Below are 21,545 nucleotides of genomic sequence, written 5' to 3'. Positions count from 1 at the left end.
CACCTCCCTGACGTACCCCCGGCTACGCAGTGCGGCGGGGTCAGCCGCCCGACGTGTCGGACTCGGCGTCGGCCGACGGCATGGCGCAGTCGAAGGGGTCGTTCAGCCAGCCGTCCGGCAGCACGACGCGCTTGCCGGGCGCGGTCCGGCCCCGGGGGCCGTCCGCGTGGGCCGGCCAGGCCTGCGTCAGGTCGAGCGCGGCGAACTGCTCGTCCAGGTCGGCGAGGGACGACGCCGTCGCGAGGGCGCGCCGGGCCTCGGACCCGACCGCGAACCCCTTCGTGTACCAGGGCACGTGCTTGCGGAAGTCGACCACTCCGCGGGTCTCGTCGCCGAGCCACTGGCCGAGCAGTTCGGCGTGCCGCCGCATGACGGCCGTGACCCGGCCGAAGTCGGGCGTGGCAGGGGCGGAGCCGGTGTCCTCGAAGGCCGCGACCAGGTCGCCGAAGAGCCACGGGCGCCCGAGGCAGCCGCGCCCGACGACGACTCCGTCGCACCCGGTCTCCCGCATCATCCGCAGCGCGTCATCGGCGCACCAGATGTCGCCGTTGCCGAGCACCGGGATCTCGGCGACGTGCTCCTTGAGCCGCGCGACGGCGTCCCAGTCGGCGGTCCCGCCGTAGTGCTGTGCGGCGGTGCGGCCGTGCAGGGCGACCGCGGTGACGCCCTCCTCGACGGCGATCCGGCCGGCGTCCAGATAGGTCAGGTGGTCGTCGTCGATGCCCTTGCGCATCTTGATGGTGACCGGCAGGTCCGCGGCGTTGCCGACCGCCTCGCGCAGGATCGACCGCAGCAGGTTGCGCTTGTACGGCAGCGCGGAGCCGCCGCCCTTGCGGGTGACCTTGGGCACCGGGCAGCCGAAGTTGAGGTCGATGTGGTCGGCCAGGTCCTCGTCCACGATCATCCGCACGGCCTTGCCGACGGTCACCGGGTCGACGCCGTAGAGCTGGATGGAGCGCGGCTTCTCGGTGGCGTCGAAGTGGATGAGCTGCATGGTCTTCTCGTTGCGCTCGACCAGCGCCCTGGTGGTGATCATCTCGCTGACGAACAGGCCCTTGCCCCCGCTGAACTCCCGGCACAGCGTGCGGAAGGGCGCGTTGGTGATGCCGGCCATCGGTGCCAGGACGACCGGCGGCTGGACGGAGTGCGGCCCGATCCGGAGCGCGCCGGGCACGGGCGGGGCCAGGGTGGCGTCAGCGGTCATGCCGTCCATTGTCCCGTACGCCCGGCAGTGGCCACGCTGCCCCCGTCCGCAGGGGAGCCGGACCAGTCAGGTCGTTGTACGATATTAATCGTTCTACTCACACAATCATTGGATCCACCATCCATGCCGGAACCCACCGCACGGCGCCGCACCCTCATCCTGGCGATCTGCTGCATGAGCCTGCTGATCGTCAGCCTGGACAACACCATCCTGAACGTCGCGCTCCCGTCGTTGCAGAAGGAGTTCCACGCCTCGGTCTCCGGACTCCAGTGGACCATCGACGCGTATCTGCTGGTCATCGCCTCCCTGCTGCTGTTGTCCGGTTCGACGGCGGACCGGATCGGCCGTAAGCGGGTCTTCCAGACCGGCCTTGCGGTCTTCACCGCCGGATCCCTGCTGTGCAGCCTGGCCCCCAGCCTGGGATGGCTGATCGCCTTCCGGATGGTGCAGGCGGTCGGCGGATCCATGCTCAACCCGGTGGCGATGTCGATCATCACCAACACCTTCTCCGAGCCGCGCGAGCGGGCCCGGGCCATCGGGGTGTGGGGCGGGGTCATCGGCATCAGCATGGCCGCCGGGCCGATCGTGGGCGGCGCGCTGGTGGAGTCGGTGGGCTGGCGGGCGATCTTCTGGATCAACCTGCCGATCGGCCTCGCCGCACTGGCGCTGACCGCCCGCTTCGTCCCCGAGTCGCGCGCCCCCCGGGCCCGCCGGGTGGACCCGGTCGGCCAGCTGCTGGTCATCGCGCTGCTCGGCACGCTGACCTACGGGATCATCGAGGGCTCGGACGCGGGCTGGTCCTCCGCGCTGATCATCGGCTGCTTCGCGGTGGCCGCGCTGGCCGCGGCGGCCCTGGCCGCCTACGAGAAGCGGCGGGTCGACCCGCTGATCGACACCCGGTTCTTCCGCAGCGTCCCCTTCAGCGGCGCCACCGTGATCGCGGTCAGCGGCTTCGCCGCGCTCGGCGGCTTCCTCTTCCTCAACACCCTCTACCTGCAGGACGAGCGCGGCCTGTCCGCCCTCGACGCGGGCCTCTACATGCTGCCGATGGCGGCGATGGCCCTGGTCTTCGCCCCGCTGTCCGGCCGCCTGGTCGGCACGCGTGGGCCACGCGTCCCGCTGGTGCTCGCGGGCACCGCGATGACGGCCAGCGGCGTGCTCTTCGCCGGGTTCGACGCCCAGTCGTCCGACGTGCTGCTCTTCACCTCCTACGTGCTCTTCGGCATCGGCTTCGGCCTGGTCAACGCGCCGATCACCAACACCGCCGTGTCCGGCATGCCGCGCGCGCAGGCCGGGGTGGCGGCGGCGGTCGCCTCGACGAGCCGGCAGGTCGGCCAGTCGCTGGGCGTCGCGGTGCTGGGTGCGGCGCTGGCCGCCGGGCTGCACGAGGGCGCCTGGTGGATCATCGCGGGCTGTGGTGCCTCGGTGCTGGTGCTCGGTACGCTCACCACCGGCCGGTGGGCCAAGGCCACGGCGGCGCGCACGGCAGGGCTGCTGGCGCCCGAGGCGGAGGACAACCGGATGGCGGTGAAGGTGTGACGGCGGCACGGCACGAGACGGCCGGCGACCCGGACAAGGCGGCGTACTGCGAGCGGGCCGGCGACCCGGTCACGGGCGCGGCCAGCGGCGGTCAGGCCGGCGGTCCCGAGGGACAGGACGCCGCGCAGGAGACGGCCGGGCGGGTGTGGCGCAACCTGCGCGCCCTGGTGCTGGAGCGCAACGAGCGCCGCAAGGAGGTCGCCGAGGCCATCGGCATGAGCTTCTTCAGGGTCAAGGCGCTGCGCAGGATCGCCGCCCGGCCCTCCCAGATGAGCGAGCTGGCTGCCGAGTTGGCCTGCGACCGCCCCTATCTCACCCTCGTGGTGGACGACCTGCAAAAGCGCGGCCTGGTGGAGCGCAGGCAGCACCCCACCGACCGGCGCTGCAAGATCGTCTCGGCCACCGCGGAGGGCCTGGCGGTGGCCGACCGGGCGAACGCGATCCTCGGCAACCCGCCGCCGGCGCTGCTCGCGCTGCCGGCGGCGGACCTGGCGGCACTGGAGCGGATCACCTCGGCACTGGCCGGGCCTCCCCGGGACTGACCGCCGCGCCGGCCAGGCGCGCGGCGGCCGTCGGCAGCAGGCGCAGCGCGGCCTGCCACAGGCCGTCCCGCTCGGCGTCGGTCAGCAGCGGGTTGGCGGCGAGGTCCGCGCGGGCCGCGGCCATCGACTCCTCGGTGGTGCAGGGCGCGCCCCAGTCGGATCCGTAGACCAGGTGGTCGGCGGTGGTCATGGCCAGCGCGGGGGCGATCGCGTGCGCGCTGCCGCAACCGGCGGTGTCGAGGTGCAGGGCGGCCAGCTGGTCGCCGATCTCCTGCCGGGTCAGCCCCGCCGGGTTCGGCACCCACGCCTCGGCGCCCAGCGCCAGCAGCCGCCCGCTGAGCGCGGGCAGGGCGCCGCCGCAGTGCGCGAGCACCAGCCGCACGCGGCGGTGGCGGCGCAGCACCCCGGCGTAGAGCAACTCGGTGACGGTGCTCGCGGTGTCGAAGGCGACCTCGACCAGCGCGCTGGGGCGGCCGAGTACCGGAGGTGCGAAGACGTCGGGGTGGACGAAGACGGTGGCGGCCCGCGCGTCGAGTGCGGCCCAGACCGGTTCGAGCCGGGGGTCGGCGAGGCGCACCCCGTTGTACGCAGTGGCCACCGCGTAGCCGTCCGCGCCCAACTCCTCGCCGGCGCGGGCGATTTCGGCCAGGCAGGCGGCCGGGTCGTCGGTGGGCAGCGCGGCGAGCAGCCCGAAGCGGGTGGGGAACTCGGCGACCAGCGCGGCGCCGTAGTCGTTGACCGGGCGCAGGCGCTCGACCGGTCCCGGCACGACGCTGCTGAGCAACTGCATCCGCACGCCGGCGCGTTCCATCGCGGCCAGGGTGCCTTCCGGTGTCCAGTGCGGTGGTTCGTCCAACAGGAAGCAGCCGGCGCGCATGGCCTTCCAGAAGGCGTCACGCTGGGCGGGGGTGGTGGGCGGCGCGAAGTGGGCGTGGATGTCGACGGGTCCGGCGTTCACAGGACATCTCTCCTACGGATCGGGCATCGTGCTGCGCCCGACCCTAGCAATACCCGTCAGTTACTGCCACGAATGTCAGTGACCGCCAATCACTGACGCTCCCTCACATGCGCACGGCCGAGATCGCGGCGTCCAGCAGGTCCTCGACGCTGCCCGTGCCGCCCTCCTCCGACCAGCGGGTGATCGCCAGGTCGAGGCAGCCGAGCACGGCGGTGGTGATCGCCGCCGCCCGCAGTTCGCGCGTCTCCTGCGGGCCGCCGTCGAGCCTGGCCAGCACCACCGGCACCAGCAACTCCCGCCACTGGGCGTGCTTCTGCTGCCTGGCCGCCCGCAGCGACGGGGTGCTGGCGAACATCCGCGCCCGGGCCAGCGCGCCCTCCCGGTCCTCCTCGATCGCCGCGAGCAGCACCGCGAGCGCGCCCCGCAGGGCCTGCCACGCGTCCTCCTCGGCCGGCCGGTCCGCCAGCGCGTCGGCGAGCCTGGCACCGGACTCCTGCATGCTCCCGACGACCATGTCCTCCTTGGTGTCGAAGTAGCGGAAGACGCTGCGCGCGGACATGCCGACCTCGGTCGCGATCTGCTCGACCGTGGTCTCCTCGAAGCCCTGGGCGATGAACAGCGCGATCGCCCGCTCCGCGATCTGGGCACGTACGGTTCTGCGGGTCAGCTCACGCAGGCCTGAGCCCCTGGCGCGGGTGGATGTCATGGCTCGATTTTATGCCGCGGCCGTCAGACGGCGACCGGCTCGCGCTCGGCCAGCACGATCCGGTGCAGCCGGTCGAGGCGCTCCCTGGTCAGCTCGTCCACCGGGGAATACACCATCAGCCGCGGGCCGTCCTGCGGCCCGAGCCACAGATGGCTGAAGTCGAAGGCCAGCATGCCCACTTCGGGATTGAGATAGCGCTTCACATGACTGCCGGGCCGCAGCACCTCGTGCCGCTCCCAGGCCTCGCGGAACTCCGGGGAACTCTGCTGGAGGCGCCGGAGCATCTCCTTCCACGCGGGCTCGGCCAGATGCTCGGCCATCGAGGTGCGGAACTTCGCCGCCATCAGCCGGGTGTTCTGCTCCCGGTCGAGCATCCGCTCGCGCCACAGCGGGTGGGTGAAGGCCAGCCACATCACGTTGCGGTCCTCGACCGGCATCGCGTCCAGGTCGGCGACCAGCCGCCCGTACGTGTGGTTGTACGCGATGATGTCGTAGCGGGCGTTGAAGACCGCCGCGGGCAGCGGCGCCACCTGGTCGATCAGCGCGCGGATCGCCGGCGACATCCCCGGGCAGTCCAGATGCGGATGCGGGTCGGCGGTGCCGGCCAGCGTGAACAGGTGCCTGCGCTCGTGCTGGTCGAGCAGCAGGGCGCGGGCGATGGCGTCGGCGACCTGGCCCGACACCTGGATCTCCCTGGCCTGTTCGAGCCAGGTGTACCAGGTCACACCGACCGCGGCGAGCTGCGCGACCTCCTCGCGGCGGAGCCCCGGAGTGCGGCGCCTGCGGCCCGGCGGCAGCCCGACCTGCTCGGGCGTGATGCGCTCCCGGCGGCTGCGCAGGAAAGACGCCAGCTCCTGCCTGCGGCTCGCGGCGGAATCGGCGCCGGTGCTTCGGGGCTCGCTGGGAGGTTCGCCGGCAAGGTCGCTGGGAGCGGTCATGCTCCCAGCATGCCGGACTCGTCAAGCAGTTGCCAGGTGCTCGGTATACCTGGATAAACGCTCTCTGGTACCCCCCTCAGCGAAGGTCCAGTGTGGACCATGTGAACGACCGACTGGAACAGACACTTCCCTCCCGGGCGCAGGTGCTGCCCCGGGTCACCCGCATACCGGCACCCTCCTCCTCCACTCCGCAGAAGTCCGCCGCCCCCGCGCTCAGCGCGCTCGGACTGCTGACCGTGCTGCTCGGCGCGGCACTGCCGATGGTGGACTTCTTCATCGTCAACGTCGCCCTGCCCACCATCGACCGCGACCTCGACGCGGGTCCCGCGGTGCTGGAGATGGTGGTCGCGGGCTACGGCGTCGCCTACGCCGTCCTGCTGGTGCTCGGCGGCCGGCTCGGCGACATGTTCGGCCGCCGCAACCTCTTCCTGTGGGGCCTCGGGCTCTTCGCCGCGACCTCGCTGGCCTGCGGCGTCGCCCCCACCGCGTGGACGCTGGTGGCGGCCAGGGTCGCCCAGGGCGCGGCCTCCGCGCTGCTGCTGCCGCAGGCGCTCGCCACCATCCAGTCCGCGACCTCCGGCAGCAGCCGCGGCAAGGCGCTCAGCTACTACGGCGCCACGGCCGGCATCGCCAGCGTCGTCGGCCAGGTGCTCGGCGGCGTCCTGGTCTCCGCGGACATCGCAGGCAGCGGCTGGCGGGCGATCTTCCTGGTCAACGTGCCGGTCGCCGCGGTGGCGCTGGTGCTCGCGCTCACGTCCGTCCCGGAGACCCGCTCGGCGAACCCGGCGCGGATCGACCGGGCAGGCACCGGGCTGCTTGCGGTCACCCTGATCACCCTGCTGCTGCCGCTCACCGAGGGCCGGGCGGCCGGCTGGCCGCTGTGGTCATGGGTGCTGCTCGCGGTCTCCCCCTTCGCGGCGGCGGCCTTCGTGGCCGTCGAACGGCACGGGGAGCGCACCGGCGGGAACCCGCTGCTGCCGCCGTCGCTGGTCCGCATCCACAGCGTGCGCAGCGGGCTGCTGCTGATCGTGCCGCTGTGCCTCGGCTTCGGCGGCTTCATGTTCGTGCTCGCGGTGGCCATGCAGGACGGACTGCACCTCGGTGCGCTCGCCGCCGGTGCGGCGCTCGCGCCGCTGTGCGCGACCTTCTTCGCCGCGTCGCTGCTCGGCCCGCGCCTGGTGGCCCGCTTCGGCCGCCGCACCGTCACGGCGGGCTCGCTGATCCAGGGGGCGGGTCTGCTGATCCTGGCCGGGACCTTCTTCTGGGGCTGGCCGCACATCGGCGTCCTGGCGCTCGCACCCGGCATGGCGGTGACCGGTTTCGGGCAGGGCCTGCTCCTGCCGGTGGTCTTCCGCATCGTCCTCAGCGAGGTGCCCGCCGCGCAGGCGGGAGTGGGGAGCGGGGCGATGGCGACCACGCAGCAGTCCAGCCTCGCGCTGGGCGTCGCCACCCTGGGCACGCTGTTCCTGACGCTGACCACGTCGGTGGGCTTCCGCGACGCCCTCGTCTGGGCCCTGCTGGCCCAGCTCGGCGCGGTCGCCCTCACTGCCGCCTTCAGCCTCCGCCTCCCCCGCACGGTGGTCTGACCCTCCCGGGCGCGATGCGCCCGGCACCGGCCCCCGCGAGTGCCGGCCTCTCGGAAGAGCTGCGGCGGGGTACGCGTTGACCAAGAGGTGGGAGTCGGGAGGAGTGGCGGATGGCCGTGGGTGAGCTGAGGTCACCGCTGGTGGGCCGGGCGCCGCGGGAGACCGGCAGGCACCGTCTCGCCTCGGTGGTGGCGATCTGCGGCGTGGCGCTCGTACCGTGGCTGGCCGTGCTCGCGGCGGCCGGCACCGGCCCGGCATGGATCGCCCTGGACTCGCTGGAGGCCGTGGGCCTGGTCACCACCGGCCTGCTCGCCGCCGGACCCGCGCATCAGGCCCGTACCCCCGCCGCCGCGGTCACCGCGGCCCTGCTCCTGCTCGACGCCTCGCTCGACCTGGCGACCTCACACGGCACCGCCCTGCTCGTCGCCGTCGCGATGGCCGTCCTCGCAGAGCTGCCGCTGGCCGCCGCCTGCGGCGTACTGGCGCTGCGCCGGACCCCGGGGGGCCCGGCGCAGCGACGGGCTCAGCAGCCCAGCAGCCTGCTGCCCAGGTAGCCCTCGACCTGGTCGAGGGACACCCGCTCCTGCTTCATCGTGTCGCGCTCCCGGACGGTCACCGCGTTGTCCGTGAGCGTGTCGAAGTCCACCGTGACGCAGAACGGCGTACCGATCTCGTCCTGCCTGCGGTAGCGACGGCCGATGGCGCCGGCGTCGTCGAACTCGATGTTCCAGTTCGCCCGCAGCGCGGTGGCCAGGCCCTTGGCCTTCGGGGACAGCTCGGGGTTGCGGGACAGCGGCAGGACGGCGACCTTGACCGGGGCCAGCCGCGGGTCCAGCCGCATCACGGTCCGCTTCTCCATGGCGCCCTTGGCGTTCGGCGCCTCGTCCTCGTTGTACGCGTCCAGCATGAACGCCAGCATGGCGCGGTTGACGCCCGCCGCAGGCTCGATCACGTACGGGAACCAGCGCTCGCCGGCCTCCTGGTCGAAGTACGACAGGTCCTGGCCGGAGGCCTTGGAGTGCGCGGAAAGGTCGAAGTCGGTGCGGTTGGCGACGCCCTCCAGCTCACTGAACTCCTGGCCGCCGAAGTTGAAGCGGTACTCGATGTCGGCGGTGCGCTTCGAGTAGTGCGACAGCTTCTCCTTCGGGTGGTCGTACCAGCGGATGTTCTCCTCGCGGATGCCGAGGCCGGTGTACCAGTTCCAGCGCTCCTGCATCCAGTACTCGTGCCACTTCTCGTCCTCGCCGGGCTTGACGAAGAACTCCATCTCCATCTGCTCGAACTCGCGGGTGCGGAAGATGAAGTTTCCCGGCGTGATCTCGTTGCGGAACGACTTGCCCATCTGGGCGATGCCGAACGGCGGCTTCTTGCGCGAGGTGGTCTGCACCTGGGCGAAGTTCACGAAGATGCCCTGCGCGGTCTCGGGCCGCAGATACGCCACCGAGCCGGCGTCCTGGGTCGGGCCGAGGTGGGTCTGCAGCATGCCGGAGAACTGCTTGGGCTCGGTGAAGGCGCCCTTCGTGCCGCAGTGCGGGCAGTTGATGTCGGCCAGCCCGTTGGCCGGCGGCCGGCCGTGCTTGGCCTCGTACGCCTCCTCCAGGTGGTCGGCGCGGAAGCGCTTGTGGCAGGAGGTGCACTCGGTGAGCGGGTCGGAGAACGTGGCGACGTGACCCGAGGCGACCCACACCTCGGGGGCGAGGATCACCGACGAGTCGAGGCCCACCACGTCCTCACGGGAGGTCACCATCGCGCGCCACCACTGGCGCTTGATGTTCTCCTTGAGCTCGACGCCCAGCGGCCCGTAGTCCCAGGCGGCCTTCGAGCCGCCGTAGATCTCACTGCTCGGGAAAACGAAGCCACGGCGCTTGCTCAGGCTGACGATGGTGTCGATCTTGTCGGCGGCCACGGTGCTCTCTTCAGTACGACGAAGGGGTCTGGTCCCAGATTACCGGCGCGGGCGGGGCGCATATCAAATCCGTTCCGCGGGCTGCAAGGACGAGCCCGCCCCCGGGGCTGCTCCGCGCCGGGGCCGGGGAGGCGTCCGGGCCGCCCGGCGGCCCCTTCCGGCCGCGGGGCGGGACGGCCGTCCTCGCGATCTTCGTCCCGGTGTTCTTCCCGGTCTTGGTTCCGGTGTTCTTGCCGGTCTTCGTCGCGATCTGCACGCGGCGGCCGGGGCGGCAGCGGGCGGCGGGCTGGCACAATGGGGACGTCAGGCGCGCAAGCCGTCATGAGGAGGACCGGTGACCACGATGAAGCACCCCGGGCCCTCCGGGCCGCCCGTCGCGGGCCGGGCCACCCGGCAGCGGGCCGCGGTCGCGGCGGCGCTGGAAGAGGTCGACGAATTCCGCAGCGCGCAGGATCTGCACGACCTTCTCAAGCACCGGGGCGACTCGGTCGGTCTGACGACCGTCTACCGCACGCTCCAGTCCCTCGCCGACGCCGGCGAGATCGACGTGCTGCGCACCGGTGAGGGCGAGTCGGTCTACCGCCGCTGCTCGGGCGGCGGCCACCACCACCACCTGGTCTGCCGCTCGTGCGGCAAGGCGGTCGAGGTCGAGGGCCCCGCGGTCGAGAGCTGGGCGGAGGCGGTCGCCTCCGAGAACGGCTTCGTGGACGTGGCCCACACGATGGAGATCTTCGGCACCTGTGCGGAGTGCGCTGCCGCGCGGCCCTGACTCGACCGCACCCCCCACCACCGTGGGCTCCGCCCCGGCCCCTCCCCGGGGGTCAGGAGGCGGCGGGCTCGTTGGGGAGGGCGCCGCCGAAGCGACGGTCGCGGCTGGCGAATTCGTGGCAGGCCCGCCACAGGTCGCGGCGGTCGAAGTCCGGCCAGAGGACGTCCTGGAAGACCATCTCCGCGTAGCTGCTCTGCCACAGCAGGTAATTGGACGTGCGCTGCTCCCCGCTGGGCCGCAGGAAGAGGTCGACGTCCGGCATGTCGGGGTAGTAGAGGTACTTGGCGAAGGTCTTCTCGTTGACCTTCGACGGGTCCAGCCGCCCGGCGGCGATGTCGCGGGCCATCGCCTGGGCGGCGTCGGCGATCTCGGCCCGTCCGCCGTAGTTCACGCAGAAGTACAGCGTCATGGCGTCGTTGTCGACGGTCTGCTCCTGGGCGACCTGGAGTTCCTGGACCACCGACTTCCACATCTTCGGCATGCGGCCGACCCAGCGGATGCGGATGCCCAGCTCGTCCATCTCGTCCCGGCGGCGGCGGATGACGTCCCGGTTGAAGTTCATCAGGAAGCGCACCTCCTCCGGCGAGCGCTTCCAGTTCTCGGTGGAGAAGGCGTAGAGCGAGAGGTTCTTGACGCCGATCTCCAGGCAGCCCTTGAGGACGTCGAGGACGACGCCCTCGCCGACCTTGTGGCCCTCGGTGCGGGGCAGGCCGCGCTCCTTGGCCCAGCGGCCGTTGCCGTCCATGATCACCGCGACGTGCTTGGGCACCAGCTCCGCCGGGAGCTTGGGCGGCCGGGCGCCCGAGGGGTGCGGGTCGGGCGTGCGGTACGAGGTCCGGTTCCGGCCCAGAATCCCGCGACGTGCCATGGTGGTACTTCTCCTACTTCTCGACGAACCGCAGAGAGCGCAGGCCGCGCTCCAGGTGCCACTGGAGGTAGGCCGCGACCAGCCCGCTGCCCTCGCGGCAGTGCCGCGACTCGCAGGCGTCGGCGGTCTCCCAGTCGCCGCCGAGCAGCGCACCGAGGAGTTCCAGTGCCTCCCGTGAGGGTACGACGCTTCCCGGCACGCGGCACTCGCCGCATACCACTCCGCCCGCGCCGACCGAGAAGAACCGGTTCGGCCCGGTCATCCCGCACTTGGCGCAGTCGTCGAAGCTGGGCGCGTAGCCGTTGACGGCCAGCGAGCGCAGCAGAAACGCGTCGAGGACCAGCCGCGGGTCGTGGTCGCCGGCCGCGAGCGTGCGCAGGGCGCCGACCAGCAGCAGATACTGCTGCACCGCCGGTTCGCCCTCGTGGTCGGTGAAGCGCTCGGCGGTCTCCAGCATCGCGGTGCCCGCGGTGTAGCGGGCGTAGTCGGCGACGATCGGGCTGCCGTAGGGGGCGATCGTCTCGCTCTGGGTGCACAGCGGCAGCCCGCGGCCGATCAGCTCGCCGCCGCGGACGAAGAACTGCACGTCGACGTGGGTGAAGGGCTCAAGGCGGGCACCGAACTTCGACTTCGTCCGCCGCACCCCTCTGGCCACCGCCCGGACCCTGCCGTGCCGCCGGGTGAGCAGCGTGATGATCCGGTCCGCCTCACCCAGCTTCTGGGTGCGCAGCACGATGCCGTCGTCGCGGAACAGGCTCATGCGGCCCATTCTCGCCTACGCCGCTCCCCCGGCGGGCCGGGCCCGGCCCGCAGCCGGGATCAGTGCTCCGCGCCGGGTGCCACCAGTCCCGACTCGTAGGCGGCGATGACCAGTTGGGCGCGGTCGCGGGCGCCGATCTTGCCCATGATCCGGCTGACATGGGTCTTGGCGGTGAGCGGGCTCAGGCCCAGCGCCTCGCCCGCCTCGGCGTTGTTCAGGCCGCGGGCGACCAGTGTCAGCACCTCGCGCTCGCGGTCCGACAGGCAGGTCAGCCGGCCCGTGCCGGGGGTGCTGCTGGGCGGCGGTCGGTCGGGCAGCCGCAGCACCCGGGCGATCAGCCGGGCGGTCGGCCCCGGGGACAGCAGCGAGTCGCCGGCCGCGACCGTACGGATCGCGTCGAGCAGTTCCGCGGGCCTGGTGTCCTTGACCATGAAGCCGGAGGCGCCCGCGCGCAGCGCCGCCACCACGTGCTCGTCGTCGTCGTAGGTGGTCAGCACCAGGATCCGCACCCCGGCGAGGTCGTCGTCGGCGGCGATCCGCCGGGTGGCCTCGATGCCGTCCATCTCCGGCATGCGGATGTCCATCACGACGACGTCGGCCCGGGAGCTGCGGGCCCGCTCCACCGCTTCCAGGCCGTTGCCCGCCTGGCCGACCACCTCCATGTCGCGGGCGGACTCCACCAGCATCGCGAACGCGGCGCGTACCAGCGTCTGGTCGTCGGCGAGCAGCACCCTGATCGGCTCCGGGGTCGTCATCCGAGGTCTCCCTGGTGGTCGGCGCCGAGCACGGCGACGGCGGTGTGGTCGGCCTGGCGCAGGAAGCAGGGCAGCACGGCGGTGACCGAGAAGCCCGCCGCGCCGTCGGTCCGCGGGCCTGCGGCGAGCGTGCCGCCGACGCTTCTGGCCCGCTCCCGCATCCCCACGATCCCGAAGCCCTCGGGGCGGTCGTCGTCGGGCGGCCGCAGCGGCACCGGGCCGTCGTCCTCGACGCAGACGTGCAGGGCGGCGCCCTGCCGGCTGACCCGCACCCGCACCTGCGGGTCGGGCGCGCCCGCGTGGCGTACGGCGTTGGTCAGCGACTCCTGGACGATCCGATACGCGGCGGCGCCCACCGCGGCCGGCACCGCTTCGCCGCCGGGGTCGACGGCCAGCGTGACCTTGGCGCCCGCCGCCTCCGCGGCCTCGGCCAGCGACGGGATGCCCGCCAGGTCGGGCAGCGGCCCGTCGCTGTCGGCGCGCAGCACCCGCAAGGTGGTGCGCAGCTCGGAACGTGCCTCCCGGCAGGTGTCCGCGATGTTGTCCAGCGCCGCCGCCACCGCGGTCCTGTCCAGCCGGTCGGGGTCGGCGAGCAGGATGTGCGCGGCCACCGAGGTCTGCACGCCGATCAGGGTGATGCTGTGCGCCAGCAGGTCGTGCAGGTCGCGGGCGATCCGCAGCCGCTCCTCCGCGACCCGGCGCGCGGCCTCCTCCTCCCGGGTCCGCTCGGCCCGCTCGGCGCGCTCCATGATCGCGGCGATGTAGTTGCGGTGCATCCGTACGACCTCGCCGGCGATCGCGACGGCCACTATCCAGCCGGCGCCCTGGAGCATCTGGGTGCCGGCGGTGGGCTTGCCGATGGCCGACATCACGGCGGCCATCGTGCCCACCACGGTCGGCACCACCAGGAACGTCCTGGCCGGCGGTCCCGCGACCGCCACCGAGTACAGCGCGATCATGCTGGACAGCAGCGGGGCTTCCTGGATGTTCTCCATGTAGTGGTAAGGCGCCACGACCGCGACCATGCCGAGCAGGCACCACATCGGGGCGTGGCGGCGCCAGGCGAGCACGGCGCCGCTGGCTGCCAGCAGGAACCAGCCGAGCGCGTCGGGCCGGTGGCTCCTGGCCGCCTCGGGCAGGGCGAGCGCCAGTATCGCCTGGGCCAGGAAGATCGCCACCGCGAAGGCCACGTCGGAGTAGGTGACCCGCGGGGGCGGGGGCGCTGCCGCTGGGCCGGCGGGGGCGAGGCTTGTGAGCACGGCTCCATCTTCCGGGACGTGAGACACGGCGCGGGCGTTTCCGCCCACCTTTCCCCCGGGCCCGGGGGGCGCTGCGGCAGCGGGGGACGCACGGGGTGGCTAGGCCACGACGGAGGTGCGGGTCGGGGGTTTTTCGGGGGTCGGGCTGCGGAGGGCCGGAGGGGTGGGCCACCAGACGCGGGTGGACAGCAGCGTGGTGGCCGCCGGGACGAGGAACGTGCGGACGACGAACGTGTCGAGCAGCACGCCCAGGGCGATGACCAGGCCCATCTCCACCATCATCACCAGCGGCAGCGACGCCAGCACCGTGAACGTCGCCGCCAGGACGATGCCCGCCGAGGCGATCACCCCGCCGGTGGACTCCAGCGCGCCCACCGTCGCACGCCGCGGATCCGCCCCGTCGCGGGCTTCCTCCCGCATGCGGTGCATCAGGAAGATGCCGTAGTCGACGCCCAGCGCGACCAGGAAGACGAAGCTGAGCAGCGGCAGCCCGGGGTCGATGCCGTGGAAGCCGAGGACGGGGCCGAAGATGAGGCCGCCGATCCCGAGGGCCGCGGCCCAGACGCCGACCATGGCCGCGGTCAGCAGCAGCGGGGCGACCAGGCTGCGCAGCAGCGCGGCGAGCAGCAGGAAGACCGCGGCGAGCACCAGCGGGATGACCAGGCGGCTGTCCCGCGACGACGTGCTGGCGGTGTCGATCCGCTGGGCGCTGGCGCCGCCGACCAGGCCGTGGTCGGCCGCGGTGGCGGCCCGCAGCCGGGTGACCGTGTCCTTCTCCGCCGCGCTGTCGGGCGCCGCGGTCGGATACACGGCGATCTCCGTCCAGCCGCCGCCCGACCGCCCGGTGTCGACGCCGGCGACCCCGGTGGTGCCGCCGGCGGCGGCCTTCGCCGCGGCCGCGCGGTCGGTCGGTACGACGACGGTGATCGCCTGGGTGCTGCGTTCGGGGAAGGCCCGGTGCAGGATGTGGTCGGCGCTGACCGACTCGGGCGTACTGGTGAAGGTGTCGTCCTGGTGGAGTGCGCCTGGCAGGTTGCCGATGCCCAGGGCGAGCGCGCCGACCGCGACGGCGGAGGCGGCGAGCACGGCGACCGGCCGGCGCACCACGAACGTGCCGATCCGGTGGTAGACGCCGCGGCTCGCGCGGGACTCGCTGCCGTAGGCGGGGATCAGCGGCCAGAAGACCCGGCGGCCGAGCAGGACGAGCACCGCGGGCAGCAGGGTGGTCATGGCGGCGAGCGAGCAGACGATGCCCACCGCGCCGACCGGCCCCAGGCCGCGGCTGCTGTTGAGGTCGGCGGCGAGCAGGCAGAGCAGCCCTGCGACGACGGTGGCGGCCGAGGTGAGCACGGCGGGGCCGACCCCGCGCAGGGCGGCCCGCATCGCCTCGTACGGCTCGGGGACGCGGCGCAGCTCCTCGCGGTAGCGGGAGATCAGCAGCAGCGCGTAGTCCGTGCCGGCGCCGAAGATCAGCACGGTCATCACCGAGGAGCTCATGTCGGACACGGTCAGGCCGAAGGCCCGCACCATGCCGTAGACCAGCGCCATCGCGGTGCCGGCGGCGACGCCGACGACGGCGAGCGGCACCAGCCACAGGAAGGGGCTGCGGTAGGTGAGGATCAGCAGCAGCGCGACGATGCCCGCGGTGGACAGCAGCAGGGTGCCGTCGATGCTCGCGAAGACCTCCTTGGCGTCGCCCTGCGCCGCGCCGGGTCCGCCGACGTCGATGGTCAGCCCGGCGGGGCGGCCGGCGGCGAGCTGGTCGCGGACGGCCTTGACGACGTCCTCGGGCTTGCCAGCCCTCTCGGCGATGGAGACCGGCACGATCAGGGTGCGGCCGTCCTTGGCGGCGACCGCGGCGGGCTTGGCGCCCACCAGCGGGTAGGCCCGCTCCAGGGCGGCGGTCTGCCGGTCGGCGGTGGCGCGGTCGGCGGCGGTCAGGCCGCCGGCCCGGTCGTAGACCAGCACCAGGGCGGTGGCGCTGCCGCCGGACATGTCCTTCTGGATCTTGGCGACCTGGGTGGACTGCGCGCTGGCCGGCAGGTAGTCGACGGCGTCGTCGTGCTTGACGCCGTCGAGCTTGCCCGCGAAGACCGCGGAGACGGCGAGGACCACGATCCACAGCCCGATCATCGCCCAGGGCAGCCTGCGGCGCCGGGTGCTCGCGCTCGTGCTCGTGGTGGTGCCTGCGGTGGTGCCGGTGGCCCTCATCGGGGGCTCCCCTCGGGGTTCGCTGGTGTCACTCCACCAGAGTCCCGGTTCGGGAAGCCCGAAACGTCGGGCTCAGGGCCGAGCCGTCCGCTACTCCGCAGGACTGCCGCGGGCCTCCGCTACTCCCGGCGGAGTATCCGTGCGGAGTGCCCGCGGGGCCGCGCAGGGGCCGCACCGGGGCCGGACAGCCCGAGGGCCGTGCCGGGGCCGGACCGCCCGCCGGACCCCGCCGGGGCCGCCCGGCTCAGCTCGCGGTGGCCGCGGCGGCGGCGAGCAGCCGGTCGATGTCGTCGGTGTGCAGCGACAGGCAGCGGCCCACCGCTTCGAGGACCTCGCGTTCGGCCGGCAGGTAGGGGCCGTCCGCCAGCGCGATGTGGGCGCCCTGCAGCAGGACCCGCTCGCGGCCCTGCTGGGCGAGGTGGTCGGCGAGCGGCTCAAGCGCCTCGTGCAGCTCGATCGACAGCCAGCTCCCGCAGCCGTCCACGCAGTCGGCGAAGGAGTGGTGGCCGAGCTCCTGGGAGGCGGTGTAGCGGCCCTCGTCGGCGACGATGGCGGCGAGCAGCCCGAGCAGCTGGTCCTCGGTGCAGTCGCTGAAGCCGGCCGAGCGCACCGCGCCCACGGCCGCCTCGCGGGCCGGCCGGCCGGTGGAGCCGCCCGCGGTGAGCACGGCGAGCGCGATGGTGTGCACGGCGTCGCGCAGCATCGCCGAGAAGCGGGTGGTGGTGGGGCACAGCAGCACCTGCGAGCCGTACTGGCGGTGGCAGGCGGCGCATTCGATCACCGAGCCCGCGGTGCCGCGGTTGAGCAGCGGCACGTTGAGCACGGTGAGCCTGCGGGTGCCCGTTCTGCGGTGGTAGCTGCGGTCGCCGCCGCAGTCGGGGCAGAAGAACTCACCGTCGTCCTCGGTGTGCCAGGCCGTTCGCACACCCCAGATCCACAGCCCCAGCTTCATCACGCTGCACCCTCCGGCCGTCTTCGTCCCGGCGTACCCGCATCGGCCCGTACGCGCGCGAAGACGCCCCGGCAACGGTGCCGTACGCCGTGATGTTAGCCACATCAGCGAGGCGCAGTCAGTACCGCGTACGGGGGCAATTCCGCACCGCCCCCGTACGCCTGGGATGATTCGTACCGTTTTGCCCGCTCAGCGGCCGGCGCGGTTGACCGCGGAGACGACTGCCTGGAGTGCTGCGCGGGTGGTGTTGGGGTCGATTCCGATGCCCCACAGGACGCGGCCGCCGATGGCGCACTCGATGTACGACGCGGCCTGCGCGGACGCGCCCTCGCTCATGGTGTGCTCGCTGTAGTCCAGCAGCCTGGCGTCCACCCCGGACTTCGCCAGGGCGTCGAAGAAGGCCGAGATCGGGCCGTTGCCGCTGCCGCTGAGCACCGTCTCGACGCCGTCCACGACAGCTTCCACCGTCAGGGCGTCGGTGCCGTCGCTCGAAGTTGACGTCTGCGCCGAGCGCAGCGCGATCCGGCCCCAGGCGTTGTCCTGGGTCGGCAGGTACTCGTCCTGGAAGACCGACCAGATCTGCGCCGGGGTGACCTCGCCGCCCTCGGCGTCTGTCTTGGTCTGGATGATCTTCGAGAACTCGATCTGCATCCGGCGCGGCAGGTCCAGCTTGTGCCCGTTCTTCAGCACGTACGCGACGCCGCCCTTGCCGGACTGCGAGTTGACCCGGATGACGGCCTCGTAGGAGCGGCCGACGTCCTTGGGGTCGATGGGCAGGTAGGGCACCGCCCACTCGATGTCGTCCACGGTCTTCCCGGCTGCGGCGGCGCTCGCCTCCATCGCCTCGAAGCCCTTCTTGATGGCGTCCTGGTGGGAGCCGGAGAAGGAGGTGTAGACCAGGTCGCCCGCGTAGGGGTGGCGCGGGTGGACCTCCATCTGGTTGCAGTACTCGGCGGTCCGCCGGATCTCGTCGATCTGCGAGAAGTCGATCTGCGGGTCGACGCCCTGGCTGAACAGGTTCATGCCCAGCGTGACCAGGTCCACGTTGCCGGTGCGCTCGCCCTGCCCGAACAGGCAGCCCTCGATGCGGTCCGCGCCGGCCATCAGCGCCAGTTCGGCGGCCGCCACCGCGGTACCGCGGTCGTTGTGCGGGTGGACCGACAGGCAGACGTACTCACGCCGGGACAGGTGCCGCGACATCCACTCGAAGCGGTCGGCGTGCGTGGAGGGGGTGGAGCGCTCGACGGTGGCGGGCAGGTTGAGGATGATCTCGCGGCCCTCCTCGGGCTGCCAGACGTCCATGACGCCCTCGCAGACCTCCAGCGCGAAGTCCAGCTCGGTGTCGGTGAAGATCTCCGGGCTGTACTGGTACCCGAAGACCGTCTCGTCGCCCAGCAGCTTGTCGGCGTACTCCGTCACCAGCCGGGTGCCGTCCACCGCGATCTGCCTGACCTCGTCGCGGCTGCCGCGGAAGACGACCCGGCGGAAGACCGGGGCGGTGGCGTTGTACAGGTGCACGGTGGCCCGGGGGGCGCCGCGCAGCGCCTCGACGGTGCGCTCGATCAGCTCCTCGCGAGCCTGCGTCAGGACGGAGATCGTCACGTCCTGCGGGATGGCGTCCTGCTCGATGATGGAGCGTACGAAGTCGAAGTCGGTCTGGCCGGAGGCCGGGAAGCCGACCTCGATCTCCTTGTAGCCCATCCGCACCAGCAGGTCGAACATCTCCCGCTTGCGGGCCGGCGACATGGGGTCGATCAGCGCCTGGTTGCCGTCCCGCAGGTCGGTGGACAGCCAGCGCGGCGCCTTGGTGATCCGCGCGTCGGGCCAGCCGCGGTCCGGCAGGTCCACCTGCTCGTAACGGCCGTACTTGTGGACCGGCATCGCGGTGGCACGCTGGGTGACGGTCGCGGCGGTGATGGGCGTGGCACGGCCGATACTGTTCGGGCTGGTCATGGGGGCTCTGGCTCCTCGGGATCCGTTCGGGGAACGGCCGACGGCTGGAAACGCCGAACTCCGCGGGGAGGGGGTCGGCCTACGACTACAGACCCTCGCCGCGGCAGCTAAGGAGAAGCAGCCCGAAACGCATGATGGCAACGACCATAGCCGAGGCGGCCGGAATGACGTAGCCGGTGCGTACTTCCTCTCAGCATGCAAGATGGCCGGTTCTGTCCACCAGAATCCTGGTCCTTCGCTCCTTCTCGTCAATTACAGCGCCGAATCGGTGACACAGCGTGCCCGCCGTGCCACATTGCGTGGCATGGACTCCTCTGCCTCGACCCCCGTCTTCTGCACGATCGTGCCGCCGCACGTCCTGGACCGGCTGGCCAGGACCGGCGACCCCGCGCTGGCCGCCGCCGCCCGCCGCACCCTGGAGCACGACGCCCGCGAGCGCACCCGGCGCCGGCTGAACACCGTCCTCGGCCCGTCGGGACCCGCGCCCGCCGCGGGCGCCCCCGCCGACCACCCGGTGCGCACGGTCTACGACGCCCGCCACCACGACACGCTGCCCGGCCACCAGGTGCGCGCCGAGGGCGCGGCGCCGGCCTCGGACGACAGCGTCAACCGGGCCTACGACGCGCTGGGCGCGACCTTCGACACCTACCTGCAGGCGTACGGGCGGCACTCGATCGACGACGCCGGCCTGCCGCTGAAGGCGTCGGTGCACTACCTCAGGGACTACAACAACGCCTTCTGGGACGGCGAGCAGATGGTCTTCGGGGACGGTGACGGCCGGATCTTCCTGGACTTCACCCTCCCGCTGGACGTCATCGGCCACGAGTTGACGCACGGCGTCACCCAGTACAGCGCCAACCTCGAATACCACGGCCAGCCCGGCGCGCTCAACGAGTCGGTCTCCGACGTCTTCGGCAGCCTGATCAAGCAGCACGCGCTGGGCCAGACCGCCGACCAGGCAGACTGGCTGATCGGCGCGGGGCTGCTGGCCCCCGGCGTCAACGGCAAGGCGCTGCGCTCGATGAAGGAGCCGGGCACCGCCTACGACGACCCGCAGCTCGGCAAGGACCCGCAGCCCGCCTCGATGGCGGACTACGTCACCACGACGCAGGACAACGGCGGGGTGCACCTGAACTCCGGCATCCCCAACCGGGCCTTCTACCTGACCGCGGCCGCGCTCGGCGGCCACGCCTGGGAGCAGGCGGGACGCATCTGGTACGACACCCTCACCGGCGGCAAGCTGTCCGCGCAGTCGCAGTTCGCGGACTTCGCCGCGGCCACCGCGGCCGCGGCCGTGGCCCGCTACGGTGAGGGTGCGCAGAGCCAGGCGGTGCGTGCCGCCTGGACCGAGGTCGGCGTCACCCCGGCGGCGGCCGCGGGACTCCCCCGCCAGCAGCCGGGCCAGCCGCAGGAGGTGTGAGCAGCCCGATGCGTATCGAGGTGACCCGCTCCGGCGGCTTCGCGGGCCTGACCCGGCATGCCGCCCTGGAGACCGGGGACCGCCCCGACGCCGGCCACCTCCAGGCCCTGGCCCTCGCCGCGCTGACCCCGCCGCGGCCCACCGGCCAGGATCCGACCCGCGACGGCTTCGGCTACACGATCACCGTCGACACCGCCACCGTGCACTGCGCCGACCCCGAGCTCACCCCAGCGCAGCGCGAGCTGATCGCCGCGGTGCTGGGCGAGGGGGCGTAACCGGGCACACGCGGCCGGGCACGCCGAAGGGCGGCGGGGCCTCTTCCAGGCCCCGCCGCCCTTTCTGCTCACCTTCCGGCGAGGGCGATCAGTACGCCGAGTTCACGTTGTCCATCGAGCCGTACCGGTCGGCCGCGTAGTTGCACGCGGCGGTGATGTTGGCGACCGGGTCGTAGATGTTCTTCGACGTGCCGGACACGTGGTAGCGGTCGAAGGTCGGGTTGATCACCTGGAGCAGACCCTTCGAGGGAATGCCGTTGCGGGCGTTGATGTCCCACAGGTTGATCGCCTTCGGGTTACCGCTGGACTCCCGGATGATGTTGCGGTGAATTCCCTCGTAGGAACCCGGAATGTGCTTGGCGTGCATGATGGCGAGCGACTGCTTGATCCAGCCGTCCAGGTTGTTCGCGTACTTCTTGACGGTCGCCTTCCTGGGGGCGGCGGTCGTCTTCTTCGACGTGACGCTGTGCTTCACGCTGTGCTTCTCGGTGGTCGCCTTCTTCGGGGCGGAGACCGCGGCACGGTGGGTGGAGCGGTTCGCCGCCGACGTGGACTTGGCGTGGTCGGCGGCGGCCGGGGCCGCCTTCTTCGACGCTGCCGAGCCGGCGCTCTTCTGGTCCGTGGCCTTCTTCGTGGCCGCGGCGAGGTCGGTCTTCTGCTGTGCCTTCTGCTGCGTGGACTCGTGGATTACGTGCTGCGACGCCATACCGGACTGCGCGCCGAGTTCCTTGGCGTGCGTACCGGCGGAGACGGAGAACCCGGTCGGGTCGCCCGCCGCGGTCGCCGAACCGGCTCCTGCGGTCGCTTCCAACCCGGTGACCGTGAGCACGACTGCGGCTGCGGCGAGTGCGCCGGCTGCCGAGATCTTGTGCTTCTTCGACATCCGGTTGAACTTCGCGAACGTGGGGAGCTTCTTCGGGATCGTGGGGAGCTGCATTAGGGGA

The 21,545-nt window shown here is 72.4% G+C and carries 20 protein-coding genes; 7 read left to right on the top strand and 13 right to left on the bottom strand.

Annotation, left to right across the window (positions count from 1 at the left end; all coding sequences use genetic code 11):
* Positions 1–40 precede the first annotated feature (40 nt).
* A complete protein-coding gene (gene dusB / locus OG702_RS25240) occupies positions 41–1,204 on the bottom strand; it encodes a tRNA dihydrouridine synthase DusB (RefSeq protein WP_327291221.1) in 1,164 nt (387 codons plus the stop codon).
* A 123-nt stretch (positions 1,205–1,327) separates the two neighbouring features.
* Between dusB and OG702_RS25235 the strand changes: the two genes are divergently transcribed.
* Both OG702_RS25235 and OG702_RS25230 read left to right on the top strand, forming a co-directional pair.
* Positions 1,328–2,743: an MFS transporter gene (locus OG702_RS25235; RefSeq protein WP_327291220.1), complete on the top strand. Its 1,416-nt coding sequence runs from the start codon at positions 1,328–1,330 to the stop codon at positions 2,741–2,743.
* On the top strand, positions 2,740–3,285 hold the full coding sequence (locus OG702_RS25230; RefSeq protein ID WP_327291219.1) for a MarR family winged helix-turn-helix transcriptional regulator: 546 nt from the start codon (positions 2,740–2,742) through the stop codon (positions 3,283–3,285). Before OG702_RS25235 ends, OG702_RS25230 begins: the two co-directional genes overlap by 4 nt.
* Here OG702_RS25230 and OG702_RS25225 read toward each other — a convergent pair.
* The 3 genes from OG702_RS25225 to OG702_RS25215 all read right to left on the bottom strand — a co-directional run bounded on the left by OG702_RS25225 (position 3,251) and on the right by OG702_RS25215 (position 5,887).
* Positions 3,251–4,243 (bottom strand): amidohydrolase family protein, encoded by a 993-nt coding sequence (locus tag OG702_RS25225; RefSeq protein WP_327291218.1) that lies wholly within the window; start codon positions 4,241–4,243, stop codon positions 3,251–3,253. The genes OG702_RS25230 and OG702_RS25225 overlap by 35 nt on opposite strands.
* A 103-nt stretch (positions 4,244–4,346) precedes the next feature.
* On the bottom strand, positions 4,347–4,949 hold the full coding sequence (locus OG702_RS25220; RefSeq protein ID WP_327291217.1) for a TetR/AcrR family transcriptional regulator: 603 nt from the start codon (positions 4,947–4,949) through the stop codon (positions 4,347–4,349).
* Positions 4,950–4,972: 23 nt separating this feature from the next.
* Positions 4,973–5,887: a helix-turn-helix transcriptional regulator gene (locus OG702_RS25215; protein ID WP_327291216.1), complete on the bottom strand. Its 915-nt coding sequence runs from the start codon at positions 5,885–5,887 to the stop codon at positions 4,973–4,975.
* Between the two features lie 101 nt (positions 5,888–5,988).
* On the opposite strand from OG702_RS25215, the gene OG702_RS25210 reads away from it, so the two are divergent.
* The gene (locus OG702_RS25210; RefSeq protein ID WP_442814530.1) at positions 5,989–7,473 is read left to right on the top strand and encodes an MFS transporter; all 1,485 of its coding nucleotides are present in this window, start codon (positions 5,989–5,991) and stop codon (positions 7,471–7,473) included.
* Positions 7,474–7,583: 110 nt separating this feature from the next.
* A complete protein-coding gene (locus OG702_RS25205) occupies positions 7,584–8,027 on the top strand; it encodes a hypothetical protein (protein ID WP_327291214.1) in 444 nt (147 codons plus the stop codon).
* On the opposite strand, the gene OG702_RS25200 is transcribed toward OG702_RS25205, so the two are convergent.
* On the bottom strand, positions 7,997–9,379 hold the full coding sequence (locus tag OG702_RS25200; RefSeq protein ID WP_327291213.1) for a glycine--tRNA ligase: 1,383 nt from the start codon (positions 9,377–9,379) through the stop codon (positions 7,997–7,999). The genes OG702_RS25205 and OG702_RS25200 overlap by 31 nt on opposite strands.
* 343 nt (positions 9,380–9,722) lie before the next feature.
* Here OG702_RS25200 and OG702_RS25195 point away from each other — a divergent pair, with 343 nt between their 5' ends.
* Complete coding sequence (locus OG702_RS25195) at positions 9,723–10,148, top strand: Fur family transcriptional regulator (RefSeq protein ID WP_327293363.1); 426 nt, start codon at positions 9,723–9,725, stop codon at positions 10,146–10,148.
* 52 nt (positions 10,149–10,200) lie between these two features.
* On the opposite strand, the gene OG702_RS25190 is transcribed toward OG702_RS25195, so the two are convergent.
* From OG702_RS25190 to leuA, 7 genes are all read right to left on the bottom strand, one after another.
* Positions 10,201–11,016: an isoprenyl transferase gene (locus OG702_RS25190; protein WP_327291212.1), complete on the bottom strand. Its 816-nt coding sequence runs from the start codon at positions 11,014–11,016 to the stop codon at positions 10,201–10,203.
* Between the two features lie 13 nt (positions 11,017–11,029).
* Positions 11,030–11,776 (bottom strand): DNA repair protein RecO, encoded by a 747-nt coding sequence (gene recO / locus OG702_RS25185; protein WP_327291211.1) that lies wholly within the window; start codon positions 11,774–11,776, stop codon positions 11,030–11,032.
* A 59-nt stretch (positions 11,777–11,835) separates the two neighbouring features.
* Positions 11,836–12,531 (bottom strand): response regulator transcription factor, encoded by a 696-nt coding sequence (locus tag OG702_RS25180; protein WP_327291210.1) that lies wholly within the window; start codon positions 12,529–12,531, stop codon positions 11,836–11,838.
* Complete coding sequence (locus OG702_RS25175) at positions 12,528–13,790, bottom strand: sensor histidine kinase (protein ID WP_327291209.1); 1,263 nt, start codon at positions 13,788–13,790, stop codon at positions 12,528–12,530. Before OG702_RS25175 ends, OG702_RS25180 begins: the two co-directional genes overlap by 4 nt.
* Positions 13,791–13,889: 99 nt before the next feature.
* The gene (locus tag OG702_RS25170) at positions 13,890–16,001 is read right to left on the bottom strand and encodes an MMPL family transporter (protein WP_327291208.1); all 2,112 of its coding nucleotides are present in this window, start codon (positions 15,999–16,001) and stop codon (positions 13,890–13,892) included.
* A gap of 244 nt (positions 16,002–16,245) precedes the next feature.
* Entirely contained in the window at positions 16,246–16,953 is a 708-nt protein-coding gene (locus OG702_RS25165) for a TerB family tellurite resistance protein (RefSeq protein WP_327291207.1), read from the bottom strand.
* A gap of 189 nt (positions 16,954–17,142) precedes the next feature.
* Entirely contained in the window at positions 17,143–18,906 is a 1,764-nt protein-coding gene (gene leuA, locus OG702_RS25160) for a 2-isopropylmalate synthase (RefSeq protein WP_327291206.1), read from the bottom strand.
* Positions 18,907–19,210: 304 nt separating this feature from the next.
* Between leuA and OG702_RS25155 the strand changes: the two genes are divergently transcribed.
* Both OG702_RS25155 and OG702_RS25150 read left to right on the top strand, forming a co-directional pair.
* The gene (locus OG702_RS25155; protein WP_327291205.1) at positions 19,211–20,326 is read left to right on the top strand and encodes a M4 family metallopeptidase; all 1,116 of its coding nucleotides are present in this window, start codon (positions 19,211–19,213) and stop codon (positions 20,324–20,326) included.
* Positions 20,327–20,334: 8 nt separating this feature from the next.
* Complete coding sequence (locus OG702_RS25150; protein ID WP_327293362.1) at positions 20,335–20,601, top strand: protealysin inhibitor emfourin; 267 nt, start codon at positions 20,335–20,337, stop codon at positions 20,599–20,601.
* An 88-nt stretch (positions 20,602–20,689) separates the two neighbouring features.
* On the opposite strand, the gene OG702_RS25145 is transcribed toward OG702_RS25150, so the two are convergent.
* On the bottom strand, positions 20,690–21,538 hold the full coding sequence (locus tag OG702_RS25145; RefSeq protein ID WP_327291204.1) for a transglycosylase SLT domain-containing protein: 849 nt from the start codon (positions 21,536–21,538) through the stop codon (positions 20,690–20,692).
* Positions 21,539–21,545 lie beyond the last annotated feature (7 nt).

This window comes from Streptomyces sp. NBC_01198, from assembly GCF_036010485.1.
Classification (GTDB): Bacteria; Actinomycetota; Actinomycetes; order Streptomycetales; family Streptomycetaceae; genus Actinacidiphila.
Note: the sequence above shows the minus strand (reverse complement) of the source record. Positions and strands in the feature narration are given on the sequence as shown.